Below are 23,440 nucleotides of genomic sequence, written 5' to 3'. Positions count from 1 at the left end.
GGGCACCGTTTTGTTTAACCGGTGCGGCCGATCGTCGGAGCCCGGTCGACCGGTGAAGGCGTCGATCGGAGCGGCCCACTCACGCATCGCTGGGTTCGCCCTGCCGGGGCACACCCAGCTGCAGCCGACGAGGTCGCGCCGAGCAGGGGCCGCCGATCGTCCGGCGCGTGCCGGGCGCGGGATCAGCCGTAGAGGTGGTTCGTCCGCGCGCAGGAGTCGGAGCAGAAAGCGCCACGACGAGCGACGAGCGGGGCCGAGCAGGCGGCGCAGACGGGGCGGAAGAAGAGTTCGGCTATGGATCGCGACATGGTCCGACCGTAGGTGCCGATCCCGGATCGTGCCCGTCGCCATCCGTATTACGACGACGCGGACGACAGGGCGGCGATACGGACCCTCCGGCGACGCCGGCCGTCAGTCGGCGATGCGCTCGAGCCATTCGTCGAGCAGGAGCCGCTCCCCCGCGCTGAGGGGCTCGATCTGCGGCAGCGCCGTCCGCAGGGCGACGGCGTGCGCGACGACCGCACGGGCGGCGGGATCGGTGGGGCCCGCCTCCGCCGTGGTGATCGCCGCGAGGACGGACTCGCGCGAGCGGGACGAGAGCTCGTCGTCGGGGTCGGCGAGGGCGGTCAGCGTGAGGGTGCAGCCGAGCGCGGCCGACTGGAGCAGGCGGGAGGCCCGCTCGACGTCGACGGTGAGGCGGCCGGCTTCGGCGACGGCCCGGACCGCGTCGAGGAGGACGCCGCGGGACAGGCGCGCCGCCTCCGACTCCTCCCCCGGCCGCGCGGTGAACATCAGCGCGTAGAGGTGCGGTTCGGCGAGTCCGAAGGCGACGTGGTGATCCCAGGCGGCACGGAGCGCGTCGACCGGGTCGGCCGGCGCCTCGCTCCGCTCGAAGTCGGCGAGGGCCGTGGCGAATCCGGCTGCCGCGGCCGAGTCGAGCAGCCCGCGCAGGTCGCCGAACGTCCGGTAGATCGTGGGGGCCTGCACCCCCGCCGCCGCGCTGATCGCCCGCGTCGACACCGCGTCCCGCCCGCCGTCCGCCAGCAGCTCGACCGTCGCTCGGAGGATCCGCTCCCGCGTCGTCCCGCTCTCACTCACGCTACCGACGCTAACACGCTCCCGTTAGCGCCTCGTCTCCCCGAGCGGCCCGGGTCGCGTCACCGCCGTCGGGCGGTCCCGAAGATCCCGCGGACCACCTCGCGCAGCAGCGTCCTGCCGGCGCTCGAGCCCAGCACCTCCTCGACGACCGTCTTGTCGCGGCGGGCGGTGCGGGTCCCGCGGGAGGTCGGTGCCGTGCGCCGTCGGGAGCGCTCGGCGGCCCGGTCGGCGGCGCGCTCGGCGGCGGCCCGCTCCTTCGCGCGGCGGGCGGCGTCCGCGGTCTCCTCCTCGGCGCGACGCGCGTCCTCCTTCGCGCGGCGGGCGTCGTCGGCGGCCTGCTGCTCGGCGGCGGCGCGGGCCTCCTCGGCGTCGGCGGCGGCGTCGAGCCGGCGGGTGAGGATCTCGCGGGCGGAGTCGCGGTCGAGGGGCGTGCCGTAGCGCGCGAGGAGCGGGGACCTCCGGACGCTCGCCTCGCGGTCGGCCTCGGGGGTGGGCTTCATCGAGCCGAGCGGGGCGCGGAGACGCGTCCAGGCGACCGGGGTCGGGGCGCCGCGCTCGTTCATGACCGTCACGATCGCCTCGCCGATGGGGAGCGCCTGGAGGACCTCGCCGAGGTCGTAGTCGCTCTCGGGGTAGGTCGAGACGGTGGCGCGTAGGGCCTTGGCATCGTCCGGCGTGTGCGCGCGGAGCTGGTGCTGCACGCGGGAGCCGAGCTGGGCGAGGACGTCGCCGGGCACGTCCTTCGGGGTCTGCGTGACGAAGACGATGCCGACGCCCTTGGAGCGGATGAGGCGCACGGTCTGGGTGATCGCGGCGAGGAAGTCCTTCGACGCGTCGCGGAAGAGCAGGTGCGCCTCGTCGAAGAAGAACACCAGCTTCGGCTTGTCGAGGTCGCCGACCTCCGGCAGGTCGTTGAAGAGGTCGGCGAGGAGCCACATCAGGAAGGTGGAGAACAGAGCCGGTCGGTCGGCGACTCCGGGGACCTCGAGGAGGCTGACGACGCCGCGCCCGTCGGCGGCGAGGCGGAGGAACTCGGCCGTGTCGATCTCGGGCTCGCCGAAGAACACGTCGGCGCCCTGGTCGGCGAACGCGATCAGCTCGCGGAGGATCACGCCGGCGGTCGCCTTGGACAGCCCGCCGAGCTCGGCGAGCTCCGCCTTGCCCTCGTCGCCGACGAGGTAGGTGAGCACGGCGCGGAGGTCGGACAGGTCGACGAGCGGGAGACCGGCGCTCTCGGCGTAGTGGAAGACGAGGCCGAGGCTCGACTCCTGCGTGTGGTTGAGGCCGAGCACCTTCGCGAGCAGCAGCGCGCCGAATCCCGTCACGGTGGCGCGGACGGGGACGCCGGTGCCGATGCCGCCGAGCGCGAAGTACTCGGCGGGGGCCGCCTCCGCCCGCCAGTCCTGACCGATGCCGCGGGTGCGGGCGAGCAGCGCGTCGCTCGCGGTGCCCGGAGTGGCGAGGCCGGAGAGGTCGCCCTTGATGTCCGCAGCGAAGACGGGGACGCCGTGGGCCGAGAGCTGCTCGGCGAGGACCTGCAGCGTCTTCGTCTTGCCGGTGCCGGTCGCGCCGACGACGAGGCCGTGCCGGTTGAGCATGCCGAGCGGGATGCGGACGGGCACGTCGATCCGCGCGTCGCCGTTGACGAGGGCGCCGAGCTCGAGGGCCGGGCCGGTGAACGCGTACCCGGCGCGCACGGCGTCGACGGCGCTCTCGGGGAGCGGACCGGGGGCCGGGGCGGGCGCCGAGGGGGCGGGCGGAGCAGGTGCATCCGGAGCGATCGGACCGGAAGCGACGGCGTCCGGGGCAACGGGAGCAGCGGACTGCTCCGCTCCGCTCCCCGACGCCGCCACCAGCCGCACGTCGTCCGCGACGGCCTCCGCCTCCTCCGGGCCGGCCGCCGCGTTCAGCGCCGCGGCCGCCGCCTCCGCTCTCGCCAGGGCCTCGGCGGCCTCCGCCTGCAGTCGGCGGGCGGCCTCCAGGGCTGCGCGCGCCTCGTCCCTCGCCGAGGCGAGCCCGTCGTCGTCACTCATGGGCTCAGCCTAGGTCGGCGGCGCCGATCAGTCCTCGCGGACGTGCCAGGACTGTCCGTACCCGCCGTCGGCCTCGGGGCGGGCCATCAGCTCGAGGAACGGGTCGGCGCTGAACGCCTCCGGCCCGAGCACTCCGGCGCCGGTCCACACGCCGGTCGCGAGGAGCTCGAGCGCGACCACCGGGTTGAGCGCCGTCTGCCAGACCACGCACTGGGTGCCGTACTCGGCCATCGTCCACTCGTTGTCGCTCACGTGGTAGAGGTACACCTCGCGGTGGGCGCCGTCCTTCGTGCCGGAGACGAAGAGGCCGGCGCAGGTCCTGCCGGTCATCCGCGGGCCGATGCCGGCGGGGTCGGGCAGGGCGGCGGCGACGACGTCGCGCGGCGAGACCTCGACGGGACCGCCGGCCGAGCGGACCCGCAAGGGCTCGGTGCTGTCGAGGCCGAGGAGGTGGAGGGTGCGCAGGACGCCGATGAACTGCTCGCCGAGGCCGTACTTGAAGGTGACCTTCTTCGCGTCGAGCCAGCGCGGCATCAGCAGCACCTCCTCGTGCTCGACGTTCACGCACTCGACCGGGCCGATGCCCTCGGGGAACTCGAACACCTCCGGCTCCGAGAAGGGGGCGGTGGTGTACCAGCCGCGGTCGCGCTCGAACACCACCGGCGGGTTCAGGCACTCCTCGATCGTGGTCCAGATGGAGAAGGACGGAGCGAAGATCTCGCGGCCGTCCGCGTCGTGCACGACGAGGTTCGCGCCGTCGCGCACTCCGAGCTCGTCGATCTCGTCGAAGAGGTGGTCGGAGGCGTAGCGGGCGAAGACGTCGGAGAGTCCCGGCTCCACGCCCATGCCCACCAGGGCGAGGCGGCCGCGGGAGGACCACTCCTCCGCCGCGGCGAACTGCTCGTCGCCGAGCTTGAGCCCCGTCAGCTCGTGGGGCCGCTCGGGGTGCGGGAGCGAGAGGCTCATCGCCATGTCGAGGTAGTCGGCCTCGGCGGCGAGCGCTCCGGCGAAGATCGTCGGGACGAAGCGCGGCTCGACGGCGTTCATCACGTGGGTCGCCCCGTGCGCGCGGGCGACGGTCTCGACGTTCTCGGCGTCGGAGGCGTCGATCCGCGCGGCGACGAAGCGGTCGTCGGCACCGTGCCGCTCCGCGATCCAGGCGACCGTGCGCTCGGCGCGAGCGAGGTCGTAGTCGCAGACGATGATCTGCTCGAAGAAGGAGCGGCGCGCGGCGATCTTCGCGAAGGCGTCGCCGACGCCGCCGGCGCCGACCAGGAGGATTCTCATGGGGACACCGTAGCGACGGATCGCGTCGTCCACCATGCCGAGCACCGACGGAATCGGAGCGGAGCGCGCCTTTAGGCCACCGGATCCGTCACAGGGCGGCCCGCTCCCCCCGCTCGAGCAGGCGGAGGAAGCCGGAGAGGTGCCCGAGGCCGGTCAGCGAGGTCGGGAGCGAGGCGGCGAGCGCCGGCGAGTGCACCAGGTACGCCGCCCACTTCGCCCGCGAGACCGCGACGTTCAGGCGGTTGGGCAGGAGGAGGAACTCCATCCCGCGCGGGACGTCGGCCCCGGAGGACGCGGCGAGCGACACGATGGCGACCACCGCCTCCCTGCCCTGGAAGAGGTCGACCGTGCCGACCGGGGTCTCCTCGAGGCCCGCGGCGTCGAGGGCGGTGCGGAGGAGCCCGCCCTGGGCGTTGTAGGGCGCGACGACGATGACGTCGGCCGCGGTCAGCGTCCGCTCGCCGTGCTCGTCGGTCCAGGCGCGGCCGACGAGGGAGAGGGCGATCTCGACGACGCGCCTCGCCTCGTCCGGCGAGGAGGTGGTGTCGCCCGCGTGCTCGACCGGGATGGAGTGCACGCCCGGCTCGACCCCCTCCAGGTGGCGCACCTGCGGCGCCCGCGACCGCAGCGCGCCCTCGTAGGACAGCTCGGAGACGGCGTCGGAGAGCGCCGGGTGCATCCGGTGGGTCTGCGCGAGGAAGTAGCCGTACTCGGGCGGGAGGACGTCGTGCCCGTCGGCGAGCCAGCCGAGCGCCGACTCGTCGACAGGCTCCGGGTGCGCGCCCTGGCTCACCTGGGGCAGCTGCTGCGGATCGCCGAGCAGGAGCAGCCGCTGGGCGGAGACGGCCGACGCGATCGTCGGGGCGAGCGAGAACTGCCCGGCCTCGTCGACCACCAGGAGGTCGAGCGAGCGGCGCGGCACGGTGACCGGGTTCGCGAAGGTCCAGGCGGTGCCGCCGATGACGCAGCCGCCGCCCTCCTCGAGGATCGCGGTGAGTGCCGCCGCGTTCTTCACCGGCGCCCAGGGCGCCGCCACGAGCGCCTCGGGCGGCGTGCCGTTCTTGGGCACCTTCGCCACCCTGGAGGGATCGACGCCGCGGCCGACGACGGCGCTCAGCACGTTCTCGACCACCGAGTGCGACTGGCCGACCACGCCGATGCGCCAGCCGTGCTCGTTCACCAGCCGGGCGATCACGTGGGAGCCGACGTAGGTCTTGCCGGTGCCGGGCGGACCCTGCACGGCGAGGGTCGCCCGGCCGAGTCCGAGCAGAGTGGTGACGACCGCGCCGATCACGTCGTCGCCCTGCACAGGAGCGACGGCTCCCGGCGGCACGCGGCGGAGGACGTCGAGCGCCGGGTCGGCCAGCATCGCGGGCAGCGCGTCGAGGACCTCGCCGCCCCACTCCGCGATCGCCTCGGGCTGGGGCGCGGCGCGCGGCGGCGGCGCGGGGGCGAGGGCGACCGGAGCGTCGTCGTGCGGATCCTCCCCCGCCTTCAGGCCCTCCTTGAGGAGCAGGACGATCCGCTCCCCGTCGTCGTCGACCGCGAGGATCTCGGAGCGCTCGGAGGCGCCGCGCAGACCGGGACCGGGCGAGGGCGCACCAGGGGGCGCCGGGGCCTCGTAGACCAGGTACGGCGACGAGCCGGTGCCGAGCCGGCTGCCGGGAGCGAGCCGGCCGAGGATCCGCAGCTCGCGCGACTGCGTGCGGGCGCGCGGGAGCTTCGCCCAGTCGCGGACGACCTCGACCCGGTCGATCATCACGACGTCGCGGGTGTCCGCCCACTCGTCCAGCGGCTGCCGGAGGCGGTCGAAGTGCTCCTGCCAGAAGGTCTTGGCCTCGCGGCGGTGGTAGTCGATGGCCGCGCCGGCGAGGGCGAGCGCGGTCTGGTCGGCCGTGCGCTCGCGCGGCTCGACCCCCTCGACCTGCGCCAGCAGTGCGACCGCGACCGGGTGCGGCTCGCGGGGCACGGGGATCTCGACCTCGAGCAGCGGCGGCAGCTCCTCGCGCGGCGGAGCGAGCTCCAGGAGCCAGTCGCGCAGGCGGAGCGTGGAGCGGCAGTCGTAGGCGTTGTACTCGGCGACGAGGTCGAGCCCGCGCTGCCCCTCGGCAGGATCGGCCCTCTGTGCGGCGCGCGCCTCCACGTACATCTCGATGCTGTCGGCGGCGTTCGTGACGCCGGACGCGTCCCGCTCCTCCTCGCCCATGTAGAGCGGCTCCAGCTTCTTGAGCGAGTAGCTGCGCGAGCCCACGCGGAGCGCCCGCCGCACCACCGGGTACAGGTCGACCAGGACGCCGTCGCGCAGGAGCGCATCGACCTCCTCCTCGCCGACCCCGTGGCGGAGCGCCAGCGAGAGGAGGTGGCTGCGCTCGTAGGAGGCGTAGTGGTAGACGCGCATCCGGGGGTGCTCAGCCCGGCGCGCCCGCAGGAGCGCGAGGAAGTCGAGGAGCGCCCGGCGCTCGGCCGCGAGGTCGTGCGCCCAGAGCGCGGTGAAGCGCTCCTGGTCGTCGACCATGCCGAAGAGGTAGTCGAGGCCCCACTCGCGGTTGTCCTCGGTGTAGAGCGGGTCGCCCTCGAAGTCGAAGAAGAGGTCCCCCGGGTCGGGGGCGGGCAGCCCGGCGAGCACGGAGGCGTCGATCACCTCGACGGCCGGCACCGGCGAGGACTCCGACCGCAGCTGCAGCCGCGCCTGGGCGCGCAGGCCCTCGAGCGTGCCCGCGCTCAGCCCGGGGACGGGGCCGTCGTGCTCGGCGAGGGCGTCGATGGTGAGCACGCCGGCCGCCCCGAGCCTCGCCCGCTGGTCGAGCCGCATCCCGGCGACGAGGATCGGATCGCGGTGCGCCTGGACCTCGGGCGCGCAGACGGAGCAGCGTCCGCAGGAGGGGTAGCGCGGATCGCCCCACTCCAGCGGCTCGTCGGCGGCGAGGCGCTCGTCGAGCACGGCGCGGAGCCGGGCGCGCTGCACCCGCTGGACCGGGGCGACGACGGCCAGCTCGTGGCTGGTGACGGAGCCGTCGCCGAGCACGAGGTGCACCTGCTCCCCCACGCGGATGCCGCGCGCCTGCATCTGCTCGGCGTAGGCGGCGAGCTGCAGCAGCGCCGGGATCTTCGCGTGCCGGGCGAGCTTGGTGTCGTAGACCTCATAGGCGCCGTCGGCGGTGCGGAGGAGGAAGTCCGAGAAGCCCAGGAACTCGCCGTCGAAGAAGGTGGCCTGGTAGAGCACGTCGACCCCGGCGCGCATCGCCTCGACGGCCGCCTCGGCCGCCGCGGGGTAGCCGGCGGGCTCGGGGCGCTCGAACTCGAGCACCTCGTGCGTGCGCTTCAGCTCGGCGAGGAAGCGGTGCTCGTGCTCGTCGCCGAGTACCGCGGTGCGCTCGAGCATCCCGTCCCTCTCGGCCTCGAGGCGCGGCGCGCGGCCCAGCAGGGCGTCGAACCGGCGGAGGACCGCCCACTCGCAGGCCGCCCAGTTCGACAGGTCGGTGGGGCTCGTGACCACGCGGCCGGACTCCAGGTACACGCGACTCCTTCCGCGATCACCGGGCGGCGATCGGCTCCAGGCTAGGGCGCCCCTCCGACACTCGTGCGGCTGCGGCCACCACCCGCGCCGCGCCGTCTCCGCGTGGCAGGCTGGGCCGATGACCCGCGCGCGCTTCGAGATCATCCCGGCCGACGACATCGGCGAGCGCGCCGCACGGGCGTTCCCGGACCCCTCCGCGGTGACGCTGACCGTGACCAGCCTGCCGAAGCACGGGACCGGGCGGACCGTGGACTGCGCGGTCGCGCTGGCCGGGCGCGGGTTCCGCGTGGTGCCCCACCTGGCGGCGCGGAACGTCGAGGGCCGCGCCGCACTCGAGCAGGTCCTCGAGCGGATGGGCGAGGCGGGGATCGACGAGGCGTTCGTGATCTCGGGCGACGCGTCCTCGGCGGCCGGCACCTACTCCACGAGCCTCGAGCTCATCCGCGACGCCCGCGAGATCTCACCCGGGCTGGCCCTGGACATCGCAGGCTATCCCGAGGGCCACCCGCACCTCTCCGACGAGAGCATCGAGCGGCACCTGCGCGAGCGCGCTCCGTTCATCCGCTCGATCGTCACGCAGATGTGCTTCGACGTCGACGCGGTGGTCCGCTACGCCGATCGGCTCCGCGAGACGGGGATCACGGCCGATCTGTGGGCGGGCGTGCCGGGGCCGGTCGAGCGCTCGCGGCTGCTGACGCTGGGCGCGCGGATCGGAGTGGGCTCCTCGCTCGGCTTCCTGAAGCGGAGCACCTCGGTGGCCGGCGGGCTCCTCCGCGGACGCCGCTTCGACCCGTCCGCGTTCGTCGCGCGCCTGGAAGCGGCGGCGGGCGACCGCCTCGCGGGCCTGCACGTCTACACCTTCAACGAGCTCGACTCCCTCGCCGCCTTCGGCTGATCGGCGAGCCTCCGCGCTCCTCGGGCGCCGACCCTCAGGGGCTCGAAGCCCTCGCGGGGAGCGCTGCGCCGGTCAGGTGGTGCGGCGGATCCAGATCGGCGGGTGCGGGAGCTCGGCCTCGGTGCGCAGGCGGCCGGCGAGCGGAGCCCAGACCACGAGCGCCACGCCGATCCCGAGCAGCAGGCCGCCGACGGTGTCGCTCAGCCAGTGGGCGCCGAGGTAGGTGCGGCTCGCCATCATCGCCACGGTGTAGAGGAAGCCCGCGATCCAGACCCACAGCAGCGGGAACACCAGGGCCAGCACCATCGCCGTCGTCGCCGCGTTGGCGGTATGGCCGGACGGGAAGGAGCCGTAGTCGCTGGTGACGAGCATGTCGGCCGGGCGGGCGCGTCCCACCAGCTCCTTGACGAGCTGGGTGGCGCCCACGCTGACCAGCGCGGCGATCGCGTAGTAGAGCGCGGCCCACCGCCTGCGGAACACCAGCAGCACGGCGACGATGCCGAGCGGGATGAGCGTCGTGCCGACGAGCCCCGCTCCGACCGTGTTCATGACGAGGGCCGGGATGTCCCAGACCGGCGAGCGGTGCTCGACGATCTCGTCCATCCACTCCACGTCGAAGCGGAAGGCCGAGGTGGGGCGGAAGGCGATCAGCACGGCGAGGAGCACCGTGAGCAGGATCGCGAGCGACGCGGAGATCAGCGGCCAGCGGCGGGAGACCCGGTGGGCCGCCTCCTTCGTCAGCAGCCGGGCGGCGACGTCGTCGGACGGCACCTGCTCGCGCATCCGCGCACGCTGGACGGCGTCGGGGCGCGCGATTCCGGGCTCGGTCGACAGGCGGTCGTCGCGGTGATCCATCCGGACATGATGCCGTCACCCGGCGTTCCCCCGCTGGGGGTTGCGGGACGGCTCGGCCGACCGTTCGGAAGCCCGGCGTCCGTGCGCCGGGTTCGTGGCACGGTTCGACCGGCCGTGCGGATGCCCGGCCTTCCCCCGCGGGGGTCTCGCGGCGCGGCTCAGCCGGCCGCGCGGGCCAGGCGGGCGGCGCGGAGGGCGTCGAGCCGGGTCGGCTCGGAGGAGCGGGCGAGGAGCCGCGCGGCGACGGCGCTCACGCGGGAGTCGTCCGAGGCGGAGGCCCGCTCGAGGGCGGCGGCCGCGTCGGGACCGGTGATCGAGCCGAGCGCCATCACGGCCGAGACCGCGAGCGCGGAGTCGTCGCTGCCAGCGGCCCCGTCCAGCGCGTCGACGGCAGGACGCGCGTCGTCGCCCAGGTAGCCGAGTGCGGCAGCGGCGTGACGCCGGACCGGCGCGGACCCCTCGCGGAGGGCCTGCTCCAGTCCGGGGACGGCCGCGGCGCCGAAGGAGGCGAGGACGTCGGTGAGCACGTTCTGCGCCTCCGCGTCGTCGTCGCCGAGCAGGCCGAGCAGGACCGGCAGCGCGCGCTCGTCGCCGAGGCGGCCCAGCGCGAAGCGGGCCTTCGCGGCGACGGCGGGCTCGGAGTCGGCGGCCAGCGGGGCGATGTCGTCGAGCGTCGCCGGGTCGAGGATCTTGCTGAGCACGTGCAGCGCCTGCGTGCGCACTCGGGGCTCGCGGCCGAGCGCCTCGCGGGCGACGGGGACGGCGGCGGAGCCGAGGCGGCCGAGCGACCAGGTGAGCACGTCGCGGACGAAGAAGTCCGGCTCCTCCCACAGGTGCGCGGCGAGGGGCTCGGCGGTGGCGGGCTCGGCGATCTCGCCCAGGGTCATCGCCGCGCGGAGGCGGACGTCGCGGTCGGGGTCGGAGAGCTCGGCGAGCAGGGCGGAGGAGTCGCGGGAGGACATGGGAGGGGACTGTATCAGCGGCGCTCGGGAGCGGATCCAGCGCGGGCCGGAACGCCCGGGAGGAGCCGCAGGAGCGGGGCGTGCCGGACCGCCGGGACCCGGAGCCGAGCGCTCAGTCCTGCAGCGCCGGGACGCTCCTCGGCCGGACGATCAGCCAGAGCGCCAGGATCGACACGGTCGCCGTCGCCATCATCACCAGGGCCATCGGCACGGCCGAGCCGGCGCCGAAGACCCCTGATATCGGCGACAGCAGTCCGGCGGTGCCGAAGTTGACCGCTCCGAGCAGCGACGCGGCCGTCCCCGCCTCCCGGCCGTGGTTGACCAGGCCGAGGACCTGCACGCACGGGAAGCTGAAGCCGCACGACGCGATGAAGAACCACAGCGGGACGAGCGTGCCCCAGAGCCCCAGCCCGAGCACGTCGAAGAGGGCGATCAGGCCGGCGGAGGTGAACAGCGTCAGCGTCGTGATCGCGAGGATCCACTGCGGCCCGATCCTCCGGCTGAGGTAGGAGGACGCCTGCACGCCGAGGACGACGCCGAGCGAGTTCACGGCGAAGAGCAGCCCGTACTGCTGCGCGTCGAATCCGTAGAGGCCCTGGAACAGGAACGAGGAGCTGGAGAGGTAGGTGAACAGGCCGGCGAAGGTCATGCCCCCGATCACCGCCACTCCGAGGAACACGCGGTCGCTGAGGACGGCCCGGTAGCGCTGCACGAGCGAGCGGTGCTCGCGCTCGTGTCGGGCGGCGCGGGGCCGGGTCTCGACGACGAGCAGGCCGACGGCCGCGACGACCAGCACGCCGTAGGCGGCGAGGAAGACGAAGATCCCGCGCCAGTCCATGATCAGCAGCAGCTGCGAGCCGATGACCGGCGCGAGCACGGGCGCGAGGCCCGACACCAGGGCGAGCCGGGACAGCATCCGCACCAGCGGGCGTCCGCCGAAGAGGTCGCGGACCATCGCCATCGCGACCACGCCGCCCGCCGCCGCGCCGGCCCCCATCAGGAAGCGGAAGACGCCGAGGGTGACGATCTCGGGGGCGAGCGCCGCACCGACGCAGGCCAGCACGTGCAGCGAGGTGGCCAGGAGGATCGGCAGGCGCCGGCCGACCGCGTCGCTCCAGGGGCCCACGACCAGCTGGCCGAGCGCGAAGCCGAGGGTCGTGCCGGTGAGGGTCAGCTGGACCGCCGCCTCCGACACGTTCAGCTCGCTCTGCAGCGCGGGGAACGCCGGCAGGTAGAGGTCGATCGTGAACGGCCCGAGGGCGGTCAGCGAGCCGAGGACGATCACGTAGACGAGGCGCTGGCGGGCCGTCAGGGCGTCGCCCGGGTGGCGGTGCACGGGGAGGGAGCCGGTCGGAGTCGAGGCGGGAGTGGACACGGAGTGCCTTCCTGCGCAGGGCGCAGCGGTATGGGAGGGAGGGGGTCGGCCGGTGTCGTCCTCGGCGCGGGAGCGGACCTCGTCGGCTCCACGCCGCTTGGTCGAATCAATTCGATCACGTGTCGGACAGCGGCGCCACCCCTCGGCTCGCCGTCGGGTCAGACCGGGTGGAGCGGAGTGCCGAGCGGGTCGGCGAGCAGGCGCTCGAAGGCGAGCTCGGCGGCGCCCAGCATGAGCAGATCGGCACCGAGCTCGGTCCGCACGATGCGCACGGAGTCGAGCGCGACCCGGAAGGGGCCGCCGCGGCCCAGGCGCTCCTCCAGGAACCCCGGCGCGACTCCGATCAGCGCCCCGAGGAAGCCGCCCAGCACCACGAGCTGCGGGTTGAACACGTTGATCACGTTGCGCAGGGCGACCGCGAGGTGCCCGAGCTGGCGCTCGACCTCGGCGCGGACGGCCGGGTCCTCGGAGGCGGCGAGCGCCTCCTCCAGCCGCTCGCTCTCGTCGAGGCCGAGCACGGTGAGCAGCTCGGCGCGGCCGACCTCGGTCTCGAGGCAGCCGACGGCGCCGCAGTGGCAGTCGATGCCCGCGCTGTTGACGAGGGTGTGGCCGATCTCCCCCGCGTAGCCGTCGATGCCGTGCAGAGGCGCGCCGCCGACGATGACGCCGGCGCCCACTCCGCTCGCGCCGCCGTTGAGGTAGACGAGGTGCGAGACGTCGCGGCCGGCGCCGAGGACGCTCTCGGCGAGTGCACCGAGGTTGGCGTCGTTCGCCGAGAGGACGGGCAGGCCGGTCGCGTCCGCGAGCATGCGGGAGAAGGGCTCGTCGTCCCAGCCGAGGTGCGGGCCGACCCGGACGAGGCCGTCGGCGTCGCGGACGAGGCCGGGCACGGCGACGCCGATGCCGACGGTCCGCGTCTCCTCGGGCAGCTCGGCGAGCAGCTCGGCGACCGCCTCGGCCGCCAGACGGGCGGCGGCCTCGGCGGTGGGGACGGAGGCGGAGCGGCGGATGCGGCGGCGGACGACGGCGTCGACGCCGACCACGGCGACCGTGACGGCGTCGATCTCGGGGTTCACGGCGAGCGCGACGACTCCGGGATCGGCCTCGACGACGGGGCTCGGCCGGCCGACCTGGTTCGGCGTGGCGGGCTCGCGCTCGCGCACGATGCCGAGCTCCACCAGCTCGCCGACCAGCGCCGCGATCGTGGAGCGGTTGAGGCCGGTCAGGCGGGTCAGCTGCGAGCGGGAGCGGGGGCCGCCGCGGTGCACGAGGCGGAGGATCGCCGAGAGGTTGTGCCGCCTGACGCGGTCGAGGTTGTTGCCGCGCGTCGCGTGGTCGGGCATCCGCGGTCTCCTCTGCTTGCGGGGGTCAGCCTAGCCGGGGGCAGGGCCGGGGTCTCGAGGGGAGGGCTGCGCCCGCTGCTCGATCAGCAGGAGGGCGCCGCTCAGGCCTCGACCCAGGTCCAGGTGCCGGCCGGGCCGTCGACCGAGACGTCGCCGCGGGAGCGCGTCACGGTGAAGACCGTCTCCTCCCCCGTGTCGTGCGCGACGACCCGGACCGGCGTCGCTCCGTCCGGCCCCGGGAACACCCTCAGCTCGAGCCCGTCGAGGTAGTCGTACTCGGCCGAGTCCTGGCGGGCCCCCACCGGGATCACCGCACCCTCGCGCACGTACAGCGGCAGCGAGTCGAAGCCGTGGACCTCACGGCGCCACTCCCCCGTCGAGACGATCCGCTCGCCCGTCCACCAGCTCGTCCACGTCCCGCGCGGGAGGTAGAACTCGACCGTGCCGTCCTCGGTGAACACCGGAGCGACGAGCAGGTCGTGCCCGAGCAGGTACTGCGTGTCGAGGTGGGCGGCGCTGCGGTCGTCCTCGAACTCGAGCGCCATCGGGCGCATGATCGGGACCCCGGTGCGCGCCGCCTCCGCCCCCGCCGCGAAGAGGTAGGGCATCAGCGAGAGCTTCAGCCGGGTGAAGAGCCGGGTGACCTCCACGGCCTCCTCGTCGAACGCCCACGGCACGCGCACCGAGGAGGATCCGTGCAGCCGCGAGTGCGAGGAGAGCAGGCCGAACGCGAGCCAGCGCTTGAACACTCCGGGATCGGGCGTTCCCTCGAAGCCGCCGATGTCGTGCGCCCAGAAGCCGAACCCGCCCAGCGCGAGCGAGAGGCCTCCGCGCAGGGTCTCGGCCATCGACACGTAGGAGGAGGTGTTGTCCCCGCCCCAGTGCACCGGCAGCGACTGCCCGCCGACCGTGGCGCTGCGGGCGAAGAGGACCGCGCGGCCCTCGCCGAGCTCCTGCTCGAGCACCTCGTGCACCGCGCGGTTGTAGAGCTGGGTGTACCAGTTGTGCATGGCCTCGGGGTCGGTCCCGTCGGCCCAGACGACGCCCTCCGACGGGATCCGCTCGCCGAAGTCGGTCTTGAAGGAGTCGACGCCCTGGCGCACGAGGACGCGGAGCTTCTCCTGGAACCAGGAGGTCGCCTCCGGATTCGTGAAGTCGATCAACGCCATGCCGGCGACCCACATGTCCCACTGCCAGACGTCGCCGGAGGCCGTTCTGAGCAGGTACCCCTTCTCGCGCCCCTCGGCGAACAGCGGCGACGCCTGCGCGATGTACGGATTGATCCAGACGCAGGTGTGCAGTCCGCGCTCGTGCAGGCGGGCGAGGATCCCCTCGGGGTCCGGGAAGGTGCGCGGGTCCCACTCGAGGTCGGTCCACTGGAACTCGCGCATCCAGAAGCAGTCGAAGTGGAACGCCGACAGCGGCAGCTCCCGCTCCGCGAAGCCGTCGATGAAGGAGTTCACCGTCTCCTCGTCGTAGCTCGTGGTGAAGCTGGTCGTCAGCCACAGTCCGTAGCTCCAGGCGGGCACGACGGAGGGGCGGCCCGCGAGGCCGGTGTAGCGCCGCAGCACGTCCTTCTTCGTCGGGCCCTGGATCACCAGGTACTCCAGCGCCTCGCCGCCGACCGAGAACTGCACGCGCTCGACCGCCTCGGAGCCGATCTCGAACGAGACGAGGCCGGGATCGTTCACGAGCACGCCGTAGCCGCGGCTGGAGAGGTAGAACGGGACGTTCTTGTAGGCCTGCTCGGAGGAGGTGCCGCCGTCGGCGTTCCACACGTCCACCGTCTGGCCGTTCTTCACGAAGGGGCCGAAGCGCTCGCCGAGCCCGTAGACCAGCTCGCCGACGCCGAGGTCGAGCTGCTCGTGCAGGTAGGCGGCTCCGTCCGGTCCGGTCAGGTAGCCCTGCGCCTTGTGCCCGGACCCGGTGAGGCGCGTGCCGGTCGAGGTGTCCCAGAACTCCAGCGACCACGGAGCGCCCTGCCTGATCCGGACCTCGAGGTCGCCGGTGCGCAGCACGCCTCCGGACTCCGTCACCTCCGCCGCTCCGACGTCGCCCCCGGCCAGCTCGAAGCCGGGCCGCACCGCCGTGCCGCGCCAGTGCTCGATCCGCACCCGCGCGACCCCCTCGGCCGGCGAGGACACCGTGACCGTGAGCGCCGGCCGGTTGAGGACGTCGCCGCGGCCCTGGATGACCCGGGTCGGGGCGATCACCTCGAGCGTGGTGCCGTCGGTGCGGATGTCGTACGCCTCCTGCGCGAACAGGGGCGTGAATCCGGCCCGCGTCTGCCAGAACCCGTCGGTGAACTTCATGGGGGTGCCTTTCGATGGCGCGCCGGCGGATCCCGCGAGGGAGGCGCCGACGGAGGGAGAGAGGGCTACTTGACCGCGCCGGCGGTGATGCCGCGGGTGAGGGTGCGCTGGAAGATCAGGAAGAAGATCAGCGTCGGGAGAAGGCCCAGGAGGGCGCTCGCGCTGGTCGTGGTGACGTCCATGATCTTGTCGCCCTGGAGGCTCGAGATCGCGATCGGGACGGTCTGCGTCGCGTCGCTCACCAGGAAGACCAGCGGGATGAGGAACTCGTTCCAGGTCCAGATGAAGAAGAAGATCATCAGCACCGAGAGGGTGGGCCGCGAGATCGGGACGATCACCCGGGTGAGGACCTGCCACTTCGAGGCGCCGTCGAGAGCCGCGGCCTCGAGGATCTCCTTCGGGAAGGTGCCGTAGACGCTCGAGAGCAGATAGGTGCCGAACGCCGACTGGATGACGGTGAAGATGACGATGACCGACAGCTGGGTGTCGTAGATCCCGACCGCTTTGAACATGTAGTACAGCGGGTAGAGCAGGGCCTCCTGCGGGAGCATGTTCGCCAGCAGGAACAGGACGATGATCCAGCTCCGGCCGCGGACCCGGCCGATGCCGATCGCGTAGGCGTTCAGCACCGAGAGGGCGACGGCGAGGATCGCGACCGACCCCGAGATGAGGATCGAGTTGCCGAGCTTCTCGGGGAAGTCGACGCGGCTCCAGAAGGTCGAGAGGCCGTCGAAGGAGAGGCCGGTCGGGAAGGCGAGCGGGCCGTTCGCCGAGTACTCCGCGGGGGTCTTGAAGGAGTTGAGCAGGATCAGCAGCACCGGGCTGATGATCACGAGCCCGATCACCACGGCGACGGCGAGGATCACCCAGTCGCCGAGGGTGCGCTTCGTCGTGCCCTTCGCGGGCTTGGCGGGACGGGAGGACGAGAGGTCCGCGTCCTGCGTGCCGGCCTGGGTGAGGGGCAGGGTCTCGATGGCCGACATCAGCGGGCTCCTTCGCTGCGCTCGACGCGCTCCTGGGCGCGGATGAACAGCACGGCGAGGATCACGATGACGATCGTGAGCGCGGTCGCGATGGTGGCGCCGTAGCCCACCTGCTGCTTCTGGAAGAACTCGGTGTACGAGTAGTAGGAGGGGACGATCGTGGAGTCGCCGGGGCCGCCGCGGGTCAGGGCGTAGATCGGGCCGAAGACCTTCAGCGCGGCGATGGTGCAGGTGAGGGTGACCACGAAGATCTCGGGCCGGATGATCGAGACCGTGATCCAGCGGAAGCGCTGGAACCAGTTCGCCCCGTCGAGCTCCGCCGCCTCGTAGAGCTCGGGGTCCACGCGCTGCAGCGCCGCCATGAAGATGACGACCGGGTAGCCCAGCTGCACCCAGATCATCACGACCATGATCGAGAGCATCGCGGTGTCCGGCTTGCCGAGCCAGTCGTGCGAGAGGGAGCCGAGCCCGACGGCCTCGAGGATCGAGTTCAGCGCGCCGTTGTCGGGGCGGAGGATCCAGCCGATGACGATCGCGGCGATGACGGTCGGCAGGATCTGCGGGAGGTAGTAGGTGGCACGGAGGAAGCTCGCCAGGCGCCCGCCGAACTTCTTGCCGACGAGATCGAAGAGGATCGCCGCGAGCAGGAGTCCGAGGATCGTGGGGACGATCACCATCGCGATGATCATGTAGACCGAGTTGAGGAACGAGGTCCAGAACTGGTCGTCGCCCATCAGCTCGATCCAGTTGTCGAGGCCGATGAAGATCGGCGGCTTGATGCCGCGCCAGGACGTGAAGCTGATGTAGACGTTCCAGATCAGCGGGATCAGCACGATGAACGTGAAGAGCACGAACCCGGGGATCAGGTAGAGCCAGTAGCCGCCGGAGCGCTTCTCGCGGGGCGGCGTCGTGGGAGGCGGCGCGCTCTCCGCGCGACGAGGTGCTGTCGTCGTCATGGGTACTCCTAGGTCGGACGGGGTCGTGGTGTGCGCTGCCGCGAGATGCCACTTCGGTACGGGCGCGACGGCGTGTCGCGTACCGAAGTGGCATCTCGCGGGGGGAGAGGGGGCTCCGACATCGAGTGACGCGACGCGTCACTTGATGTCGGCGACTCCGTCGTCGTACTTGGCCTGGAGGTCGGAGAGCATGGCGGACTCGTCGGAGGAGCCGTTGATGAGCTCCTGCGTGGCGGCGACCAGGTCGTCGTAGAAGGTCGCGGTGGGCCAGTCGGGGTAGAAGGAGAGCTGGTCGCCGTCGACGACCGTCTTCCACTGCGAGAGCAGCGCCTTGCTCTTCTCGTCGGTGATGGCGCTCTCGTCGACGACCAGCGGGATGCCTCCGTTGTTGCCGATGAGGTTCTGGATCTCGGGTCGCATCGTGATGTCGATCCACTTGTAGGCGAGGTCCTTGTTCTTCGCCGTCTCCGGGATCACCCAATGATTGCCGGCGGAGCCCATCGTGAACTCGGCGCCCGGGAAGAGGAACGTGTCCCACTCGAATCCGGTGATCTCGGTCTTGAAGCGGCCGAACCACCAGGAGCCCGAGAAGAAGATCGGGTACTCGCCCGAAATGAAGGCCGTGCCCGCGTCCTCCGCCTTCAGCCCGGAGGCGTCGGCCGAGAAGTAGCCCTTGTCGACGTAGGTCTTCAGCTGGTCGGCCGCGTAGCTCCAGGCCGCGTCCTCGAAGTCGACCTCGCCCGTGTAGGTCTGGTAGTCGGTGATCCAGGAGCGGTCGGCCTTCAGCAGCGCGAGCTGGTAGAAGAGCTGCTGCAGCGGGTACTCGGCGCCGGCCTCGGCCAGCGGGGTGATCCCCTTGGCCACGAAGGCGTCGAGGACGGCCGTGAACTCCTCGTAGGTGGTGGGGACCTCGAGGCCGTTGGCGGCGAAGGCGTCCTTGTTGTAGTAGACGAAGGTGAACTCGCCGTAGTTGGGGATGCCGTACCAGGAGCCGGAGCCCATGATCCCGTTCTCGTCGTACTTCGCGGTGGTCTGCAGCGCGCCGGGGATCAGCGAGTCCCAGCCGTAGAACTCGACCGCCTCGTCGAGGTTGGTGAGCAGGCCCTGGCTCGAGAGGAGCCCGCTGGTCGCGTTGCCCTTGTTGTACTCGACGACGTCGGGCGCCGAGTTGGAGTTGAAGATCTGGCTGGCGCCGGTGCGCAGCTGCTCGAAGGCCTTGAACTCGTACGCGATCTCGGCCCCCGTCTCTTGGGTGAAGATGTCGCGGGCGGCGAGCCAGGCGATGCCGCGGTCGCTGTCGGGCGTCTCGAAGTCCCAGAGCGTGAGGGTGCGGCCGGCGCCGTCGACCGTGGTCGAGAGCGCGTCGGAGCCGGCGTCGGAGCCGCCACCGGAGCAGGCGGCCAGCGCGAACATCGCGCTGAGGCCGACTCCGCCGGCGAGGAGGTTGCGCCGGCTGAGACCGGCGGTCGGGCGGTGGAAGGCGGAGCGGGATCGGAGCGACATTGCGGTGGTTCTCCTTCGAACGGTGCGGTGGTGCTGCGGAGGTGGTGCAGGGAGCGCTCTCTCGCGGAGGCGCGGTGTCGAAGCGTTTCGACAGTCCGCAGAGCCGGAGCGGGCGGGAAGAGGGTGGAGGACTAGAGGGAGGCCGGCGCGGGAGTGCCGGACGGGACCGCCGGCACCGGAGCGCTGGTCGGAGCGACCGCGAGGGATCCGCGGTCGACGTAGGAGGGCGGGAGCAGCTCGACGCCGACGGTGCGGCCGGAGTCGATCTGCTGGAGGGTCCGCGCGACGGCCGCTCGGCACATCGCGTCGAACGGGAGGGGAAGACTGCTGGTGGGGACCGGGAGGGCGCCGCCGTCGTAGCTGGCGCAGGCCGCCAGGATCGACAGGTCGCCGGGGACGGAGAGGCCGCGCTCGAGGACGCGCTCGATCGCCGCCTCCGCCACGGGCTCGTTGCAGTGCAGCACGAGCGCGGTGGGCGGGACGGGTGTGGCGAGGATCGCGTCGATCGCGGCCTGTGCGCTCGGGCGGCCGATGTGCGGGCGCTCGACCGCGATCTCGACTCCGAGCGCAGCGGCCTCGGCGCGGAACGCCTCGTCGAAGCGGCGGACGAAGCCGGCGTTGCGGTCGGTGTAGGACTGCGGGTGCTCGAGCAGGCCGAGCGAGCGGTGGCCCAGCTCGGCGAGCCGGCGGACGCTCTGGCGGGCGGCCTCGGCGAAGTCGAGGTCGACGCAGGCGAGATCGTGGGAGTCGGCGGGCACGCCGATGAAGGTGGCGGGGACCCCGGCCGCGCGGATCAGCTCGGCGCGGTCGTCGTCGTCGTCGACGCCCATCAGGACGATGCCGTCGACGAGCGAGGAGGAGGAGACGCGCCCGATGCCGCTGGAGGCCTCGTCGGTGACGAGCAGCAGGACGTCGTAGTCCGACTCCCGGGCGCGCTCGAGCACCTCGGTGACGAAGCGCATGTGGGTCGGCAGGTGCAGCTCGCCGCGCATCGGGGCGGAGAGGGCGAGGATGTGGGTCCGCGCCCCGGCGAGCATCCGGGCTCCCGCGTGGGGCCGGTAGCCGAGCTGGCGCACCGCGTCGTCGACGCGCTGCCGGGTGGAGGCGGCGATCGAGCGCTTGCCGGAGAGGGCGTAGGAGACGGTGCTGATCGAGACTCCGGCAGCGCGGGCCACGTCGTGGATGGTCGCCATGGCTCCTCCTGCCGGACGTCGTCGTCGGTCGCGGTCGGGCTTCGAAGCGCTTCGACCGGTCGTGCTGGAGCGACTGTACGCACAGTCGAAGCGCTTGCGCAAGCGATCCTCGCGACGACCTCCGCGGGCGCCGGCCCGCTCCGCGAGCGGTTCCGCGGCATGAGCCGGCGGCACCCGCGAGGGGCCGGAGGGCGACGCGCGGGGCCTTCCGCTCGTTGCGCCTCCCGACCCTCACGGGATATGTTGGGCCCAACAACAATTCGGCGACGTCGCCGGAAAGGATTCGGATCCCATGTCCCTGACCCCCACCCGCGCCGACAAGTTCTCCTTCGGCCTCTGGACCATCGGCTACAACGGGACGGACCCGTTCGGCGGCCCGACCCGCGAGCCGCTCGACGTCGTCCGCGCGGTCGAGAAGCTCGACGAGCTCGGCGCGTACGGCCTCACCTTCCACGACGACGACCTGTTCGCCTTCGGCTCCACCGACGCCGAGCGCCAGACCCAGATCGACCGCCTCAAGGGCGCGCTGGAGTCCACCGGCCTCATCGTGCCGATGGTCACCACCAACCTCTTCAGCGCCCCGGTCTTCAAGGACGGCGGCTTCACCTCGAACGACCGCGACGTCCGCCGCTTCGCGCTGCGCAAGGTCCTCCGCAACATCGACCTCGCCGCCGAGCTGGGCGCGAAGACGTTCGTCATGTGGGGCGGCCGCGAGGGCGCCGAGTACGACTCCGCCAAGGACATCCGCGCCGCGCTCGAGCGCTACCGCGAGGCCGTCAACCTGCTCGGCGACTACGTCACCGACAAGGGCTACGACATCCGCTTCGCCATCGAGCCCAAGCCGAACGAGCCCCGCGGCGACATCCTGCTGCCGACGCTCGGCCACGCGATCGCGTTCATCGACTCCCTCGAGCGCCCCGAGCTCGTCGGCGTGAACCCCGAGGTCGGCCACGAGCAGATGGCGGGCCTGAACTTCACCGCCGGCATCGCCCAGGCGCTGTACCACGGCAAGCTCTTCCACATCGACCTCAACGGCCAGCGCGGCATCAAGTACGACCAGGACCTGGTCTTCGGCCACGGCGACCTGCACAACGCGTTCTCGCTCGTCGACCTCCTCGAGAACGGCGGCCCCGGCGGCGTCCCGGCCTACGACGGCCCGCGCCACTTCGACTACAAGCCCTCGCGCACCGAGGACGAGACCGGAGTCTGGGACTCGGCCGCCGCGAACATGCGCACCTACCTGCTGCTCAAGGAGCGCGCCGCGGCCTTCCGCGCCGACCCCGAGGTGCAGGAGGCGCTGGCAGCCGCGAAGGTCGCCGAGCTCTCCACCCCGACGCTGAACGAGGGCGAGTCGTACGACGACCTGCTCGCGGACACCGCCTCGTACGAGTCGTTCGACGCCGACGCCTACCTCGGCGGCAAGGGCTTCGGCTTCGTGCGCCTGCAGCAGCTGGCCACCGAGCACCTGCTCGGCGCCCGCGGCTGACCCGCACCCTCTGAGCCCGCGGTCAGCCGCGGGACGACCTGAGACGGACGAGATCCCCTGCACCGGCACGGGATCTCGTCCGTTCTCCTGCATCCGGCCCGGTTCCGCACCGGACGCCCGAACCCGTACCCCCCAACGAAAGAGGACAGCGATGACGCTCGTCGCAGGGATCGACTCGTCGACCCAGAGCTGCAAGGTGGTCGTCCGCGACCTCGACACCGGCGCCGTGGTGCGCACCGGCCGGGCGAGCCACCCGGACGGCACCGAGGTCGATCCGGCCGCGTGGTGGGAGGCGCTGCAGCTCGCCCTCGCCGACGCCGGCGGCCTCGACGACGTCGCCGCGATCTCGGTCGGCGGCCAGCAGCACGGCATGGTCGTCCTCGACGAGAGCGGCGCCGTCATCCGCCCCGCTCTGCTCTGGAACGACACCCGCAGCGCGCCCGCCGCCGCCGCGCTCATCGAGGAGCTCGGAGCCGGGGCCTGGGCGGAGCGGACCGGATCGGTGCCGGTCGCCTCCTTCACCGCCACCAAGCTCCGCTGGCTGCGCGACGCCGAGCCCGAGAACGCCGCCCGTGTCGCCGCCGTCGCGCTCCCCCACGACTGGCTGACCTGGCGCCTGCTCGGCTACGGCCCCGACTGCGCCCGCGGTCCGCAGCTCGACGCGCTCACGACCGACCGGTCCGACGCGTCCGGCACCTCGTACTGGGGAGCGGACGGCTACGACCTCGACCTGCTCGAGCGCGCCCTCGGCCACCGCCCGCTGCTCCCCCGCGTGCTCGGCCCCTCGGAGGAGGCGGGCCGCACCGAGAGCGGACTCGTCGTCGGCCCCGGCGCGGGCGACAACGCGGGCGCCGCGCTCGGCCTCGGCGCCGGCCCCGGCGACGTGGTCGTCAGCATCGGCACGAGCGGCACGGTCTTCGCCGTCACGGACGACCCGGTGCGCGACGCCTCCGGGACCGTCGCCGGCTTCGCCGATGCGAGCGGGCGCTTCCTGCCGCTGGTCGCGACGCTCAACGCCGCGCGCGTGCTGGCCTCGACCGCGACCCTGCTCGGCAGCGACTTCGACGAGTTCGCCGCACTGGCGCTCGAGGCGGAGCCGGGTGCCGACGGCCTCGTGCTGGTCCCCTACTTCGAGGGCGAGCGCACGCCGAACCTGCCGGACGCGACCGCGAGCCTGCACGGGATGACCATCGCCTCGACCACGCGACCGAACCTCGCCCGCGCGGCGATCGAGGGCATGCTCTGCGGACTGGCCGACGGGCTCGACGCCGTTCGCGCGCAGGGAGTGGAGGCGCGGCGCATCCTCCTCATCGGCGGAGCCGCGCAGAACCGCGCCGTGCAGCTCGCTGCATCGCAGGTGTTCGACGTGCCCGTGCAGGTGCCGACGCCCGGCGAGTACGTGGCCGACGGTGCCGCCGTGCAGGCCGCCTGGGCGCTGACAGGATCGCGTCCGACGTGGACCGTCACCTCGGTGGCCGAGCCCGCGCCGGACCACCGCCCCGTCATCCGCGAGCAGTACGCGGCCGCCCGCGCCTGAGAATCCGGCCCCGGCCCTCATCCCGGGCCGGGGCCGCGCCGCAAGCCCCAGTGGACGGGGAGCGGAATCGCGCTACTCTCATTACTCAGCCAGCTGACTAATGGA

The 23,440-nt window shown here is 72.8% G+C and carries 17 protein-coding genes; 3 read left to right on the top strand and 14 right to left on the bottom strand.

Features of this window, described 5'->3' with window-relative positions; translation table 11 throughout:
• Positions 1 to 182 precede the first annotated feature (182 nt).
• From GSU40_RS17150 to GSU40_RS04775, 5 genes are all read right to left on the bottom strand, one after another.
• A complete protein-coding gene (locus GSU40_RS17150; RefSeq protein ID WP_258060618.1) occupies positions 183 to 308 on the bottom strand; it encodes a hypothetical protein in 126 nt (41 codons plus the stop codon).
• A gap of 103 nt (positions 309 to 411) precedes the next feature.
• Complete coding sequence (locus GSU40_RS04790) at positions 412 to 1,098, bottom strand: TetR/AcrR family transcriptional regulator (RefSeq protein ID WP_104227474.1); 687 nt, start codon at positions 1,096 to 1,098, stop codon at positions 412 to 414.
• 59 nt (positions 1,099 to 1,157) lie between these two features.
• Positions 1,158 to 3,131, bottom strand: a complete 1,974-nt coding sequence (locus tag GSU40_RS04785) for a helicase HerA-like domain-containing protein (RefSeq protein ID WP_160033900.1) — start codon at positions 3,129 to 3,131, stop codon at positions 1,158 to 1,160.
• 27 nt (positions 3,132 to 3,158) lie between these two features.
• Entirely contained in the window at positions 3,159 to 4,418 is a 1,260-nt protein-coding gene (locus GSU40_RS04780) for a saccharopine dehydrogenase C-terminal domain-containing protein (RefSeq protein ID WP_104227456.1), read from the bottom strand.
• An 88-nt stretch (positions 4,419 to 4,506) separates the two neighbouring features.
• Entirely contained in the window at positions 4,507 to 7,935 is a 3,429-nt protein-coding gene (locus GSU40_RS04775; protein WP_160033898.1) for a bifunctional RecB family nuclease/DEAD/DEAH box helicase, read from the bottom strand.
• Between the two features lie 118 nt (positions 7,936 to 8,053).
• Between GSU40_RS04775 and GSU40_RS04770 the strand changes: the two genes are divergently transcribed.
• A complete protein-coding gene (locus tag GSU40_RS04770; protein WP_160033896.1) occupies positions 8,054 to 8,830 on the top strand; it encodes a methylenetetrahydrofolate reductase in 777 nt (258 codons plus the stop codon).
• A 72-nt stretch (positions 8,831 to 8,902) separates the two neighbouring features.
• On the opposite strand, the gene GSU40_RS04765 is transcribed toward GSU40_RS04770, so the two are convergent.
• From GSU40_RS04765 to GSU40_RS04725, 9 genes are all read right to left on the bottom strand, one after another.
• Positions 8,903 to 9,685, bottom strand: coding sequence for a phosphatase PAP2 family protein (locus GSU40_RS04765; protein WP_244229597.1), 783 nt, complete (start codon positions 9,683 to 9,685; stop codon positions 8,903 to 8,905).
• Positions 9,686 to 9,843: 158 nt separating this feature from the next.
• Complete coding sequence (locus tag GSU40_RS04760; protein WP_160033894.1) at positions 9,844 to 10,647, bottom strand: HEAT repeat domain-containing protein; 804 nt, start codon at positions 10,645 to 10,647, stop codon at positions 9,844 to 9,846.
• Positions 10,648 to 10,759: 112 nt separating this feature from the next.
• The gene (locus GSU40_RS04755) at positions 10,760 to 12,022 is read right to left on the bottom strand and encodes a multidrug effflux MFS transporter (RefSeq protein WP_104314786.1); all 1,263 of its coding nucleotides are present in this window, start codon (positions 12,020 to 12,022) and stop codon (positions 10,760 to 10,762) included.
• Positions 12,023 to 12,180: 158 nt separating this feature from the next.
• On the bottom strand, positions 12,181 to 13,365 hold the full coding sequence (locus tag GSU40_RS04750) for an ROK family transcriptional regulator (RefSeq protein WP_104227455.1): 1,185 nt from the start codon (positions 13,363 to 13,365) through the stop codon (positions 12,181 to 12,183).
• 101 nt (positions 13,366 to 13,466) lie between these two features.
• Positions 13,467 to 15,677 carry an alpha-xylosidase gene (yicI, locus tag GSU40_RS04745; RefSeq protein ID WP_160033892.1) on the bottom strand — a complete coding sequence of 737 codons (2,211 nt, stop codon included), beginning with the start codon at positions 15,675 to 15,677 and terminating at the stop codon, positions 13,467 to 13,469.
• Positions 15,678 to 15,742: 65 nt separating this feature from the next.
• Positions 15,743 to 16,660: a carbohydrate ABC transporter permease gene (locus tag GSU40_RS04740; RefSeq protein WP_104256489.1), complete on the bottom strand. Its 918-nt coding sequence runs from the start codon at positions 16,658 to 16,660 to the stop codon at positions 15,743 to 15,745.
• Positions 16,660 to 17,616, bottom strand: coding sequence for a sugar ABC transporter permease (locus tag GSU40_RS04735; RefSeq protein WP_104224874.1), 957 nt, complete (start codon positions 17,614 to 17,616; stop codon positions 16,660 to 16,662). The genes GSU40_RS04740 and GSU40_RS04735 overlap by 1 nt, the downstream gene beginning before the upstream one ends.
• A 138-nt stretch (positions 17,617 to 17,754) precedes the next feature.
• The gene (locus GSU40_RS04730) at positions 17,755 to 19,119 is read right to left on the bottom strand and encodes an extracellular solute-binding protein (RefSeq protein WP_244229596.1); all 1,365 of its coding nucleotides are present in this window, start codon (positions 19,117 to 19,119) and stop codon (positions 17,755 to 17,757) included.
• Positions 19,120 to 19,250: 131 nt separating this feature from the next.
• Positions 19,251 to 20,312, bottom strand: a complete 1,062-nt coding sequence (locus GSU40_RS04725; RefSeq protein WP_160033890.1) for a LacI family DNA-binding transcriptional regulator — start codon at positions 20,310 to 20,312, stop codon at positions 19,251 to 19,253.
• Positions 20,313 to 20,604: 292 nt separating this feature from the next.
• Here GSU40_RS04725 and xylA point away from each other — a divergent pair, with 292 nt between their 5' ends.
• Together xylA and xylB are read left to right on the top strand one after the other, a co-directional pair.
• Complete coding sequence (gene xylA, locus GSU40_RS04720) at positions 20,605 to 21,798, top strand: xylose isomerase (RefSeq protein WP_160033888.1); 1,194 nt, start codon at positions 20,605 to 20,607, stop codon at positions 21,796 to 21,798.
• Between the two features lie 151 nt (positions 21,799 to 21,949).
• Positions 21,950 to 23,335, top strand: coding sequence for a xylulokinase (xylB, locus tag GSU40_RS04715; RefSeq protein ID WP_160033886.1), 1,386 nt, complete (start codon positions 21,950 to 21,952; stop codon positions 23,333 to 23,335).
• Positions 23,336 to 23,440: the final 105 nt, after the last annotated feature.

This window comes from Rathayibacter sp. VKM Ac-2805 (assembly GCF_009834265.1).
Lineage (GTDB): Bacteria > Actinomycetota > Actinomycetes > Actinomycetales > Microbacteriaceae > Rathayibacter.
The sequence above is the reverse complement of the archived record's forward strand: the minus strand, read 5'-3'. Positions and strand labels throughout refer to the sequence as shown.

Coding starts and splice junctions, on each gene's coding strand:
- GSU40_RS04725 (WP_160033890.1), bottom strand. CDS start 20,312: ATGGCGACCATCCACGACGTGGCCCGCGCTGCCGGAGTCTCGATCAGC.
- GSU40_RS04780 (WP_104227456.1), bottom strand. CDS start 4,418: ATGAGAATCCTCCTGGTCGGCGCCGGCGGCGTCGGCGACGCCTTCGCG.
- GSU40_RS04740 (WP_104256489.1), bottom strand. CDS start 16,660: ATGTCGGCCATCGAGACCCTGCCCCTCACCCAGGCCGGCACGCAGGAC.
- GSU40_RS04760 (WP_160033894.1), bottom strand. CDS start 10,647: ATGTCCTCCCGCGACTCCTCCGCCCTGCTCGCCGAGCTCTCCGACCCC.
- GSU40_RS04750 (WP_104227455.1), bottom strand. CDS start 13,365: ATGCCCGACCACGCGACGCGCGGCAACAACCTCGACCGCGTCAGGCGG.
- GSU40_RS04735 (WP_104224874.1), bottom strand. CDS start 17,616: ATGACGACGACAGCACCTCGTCGCGCGGAGAGCGCGCCGCCTCCCACG.
- GSU40_RS04785 (WP_160033900.1), bottom strand. CDS start 3,131: ATGAGTGACGACGACGGGCTCGCCTCGGCGAGGGACGAGGCGCGCGCA.
- GSU40_RS04730 (WP_244229596.1), bottom strand. CDS start 19,119: ATGTCGCTCCGATCCCGCTCCGCCTTCCACCGCCCGACCGCCGGTCTC.
- GSU40_RS04770 (WP_160033896.1), top strand. CDS start 8,054: ATGACCCGCGCGCGCTTCGAGATCATCCCGGCCGACGACATCGGCGAG.
- xylA (WP_160033888.1), top strand. CDS start 20,605: ATGTCCCTGACCCCCACCCGCGCCGACAAGTTCTCCTTCGGCCTCTGG.
- yicI (WP_160033892.1), bottom strand. CDS start 15,677: ATGAAGTTCACCGACGGGTTCTGGCAGACGCGGGCCGGATTCACGCCC.
- GSU40_RS17150 (WP_258060618.1), bottom strand. CDS start 308: ATGTCGCGATCCATAGCCGAACTCTTCTTCCGCCCCGTCTGCGCCGCC.
- xylB (WP_160033886.1), top strand. CDS start 21,950: ATGACGCTCGTCGCAGGGATCGACTCGTCGACCCAGAGCTGCAAGGTG.
- GSU40_RS04765 (WP_244229597.1), bottom strand. CDS start 9,685: ATGGATCACCGCGACGACCGCCTGTCGACCGAGCCCGGAATCGCGCGC.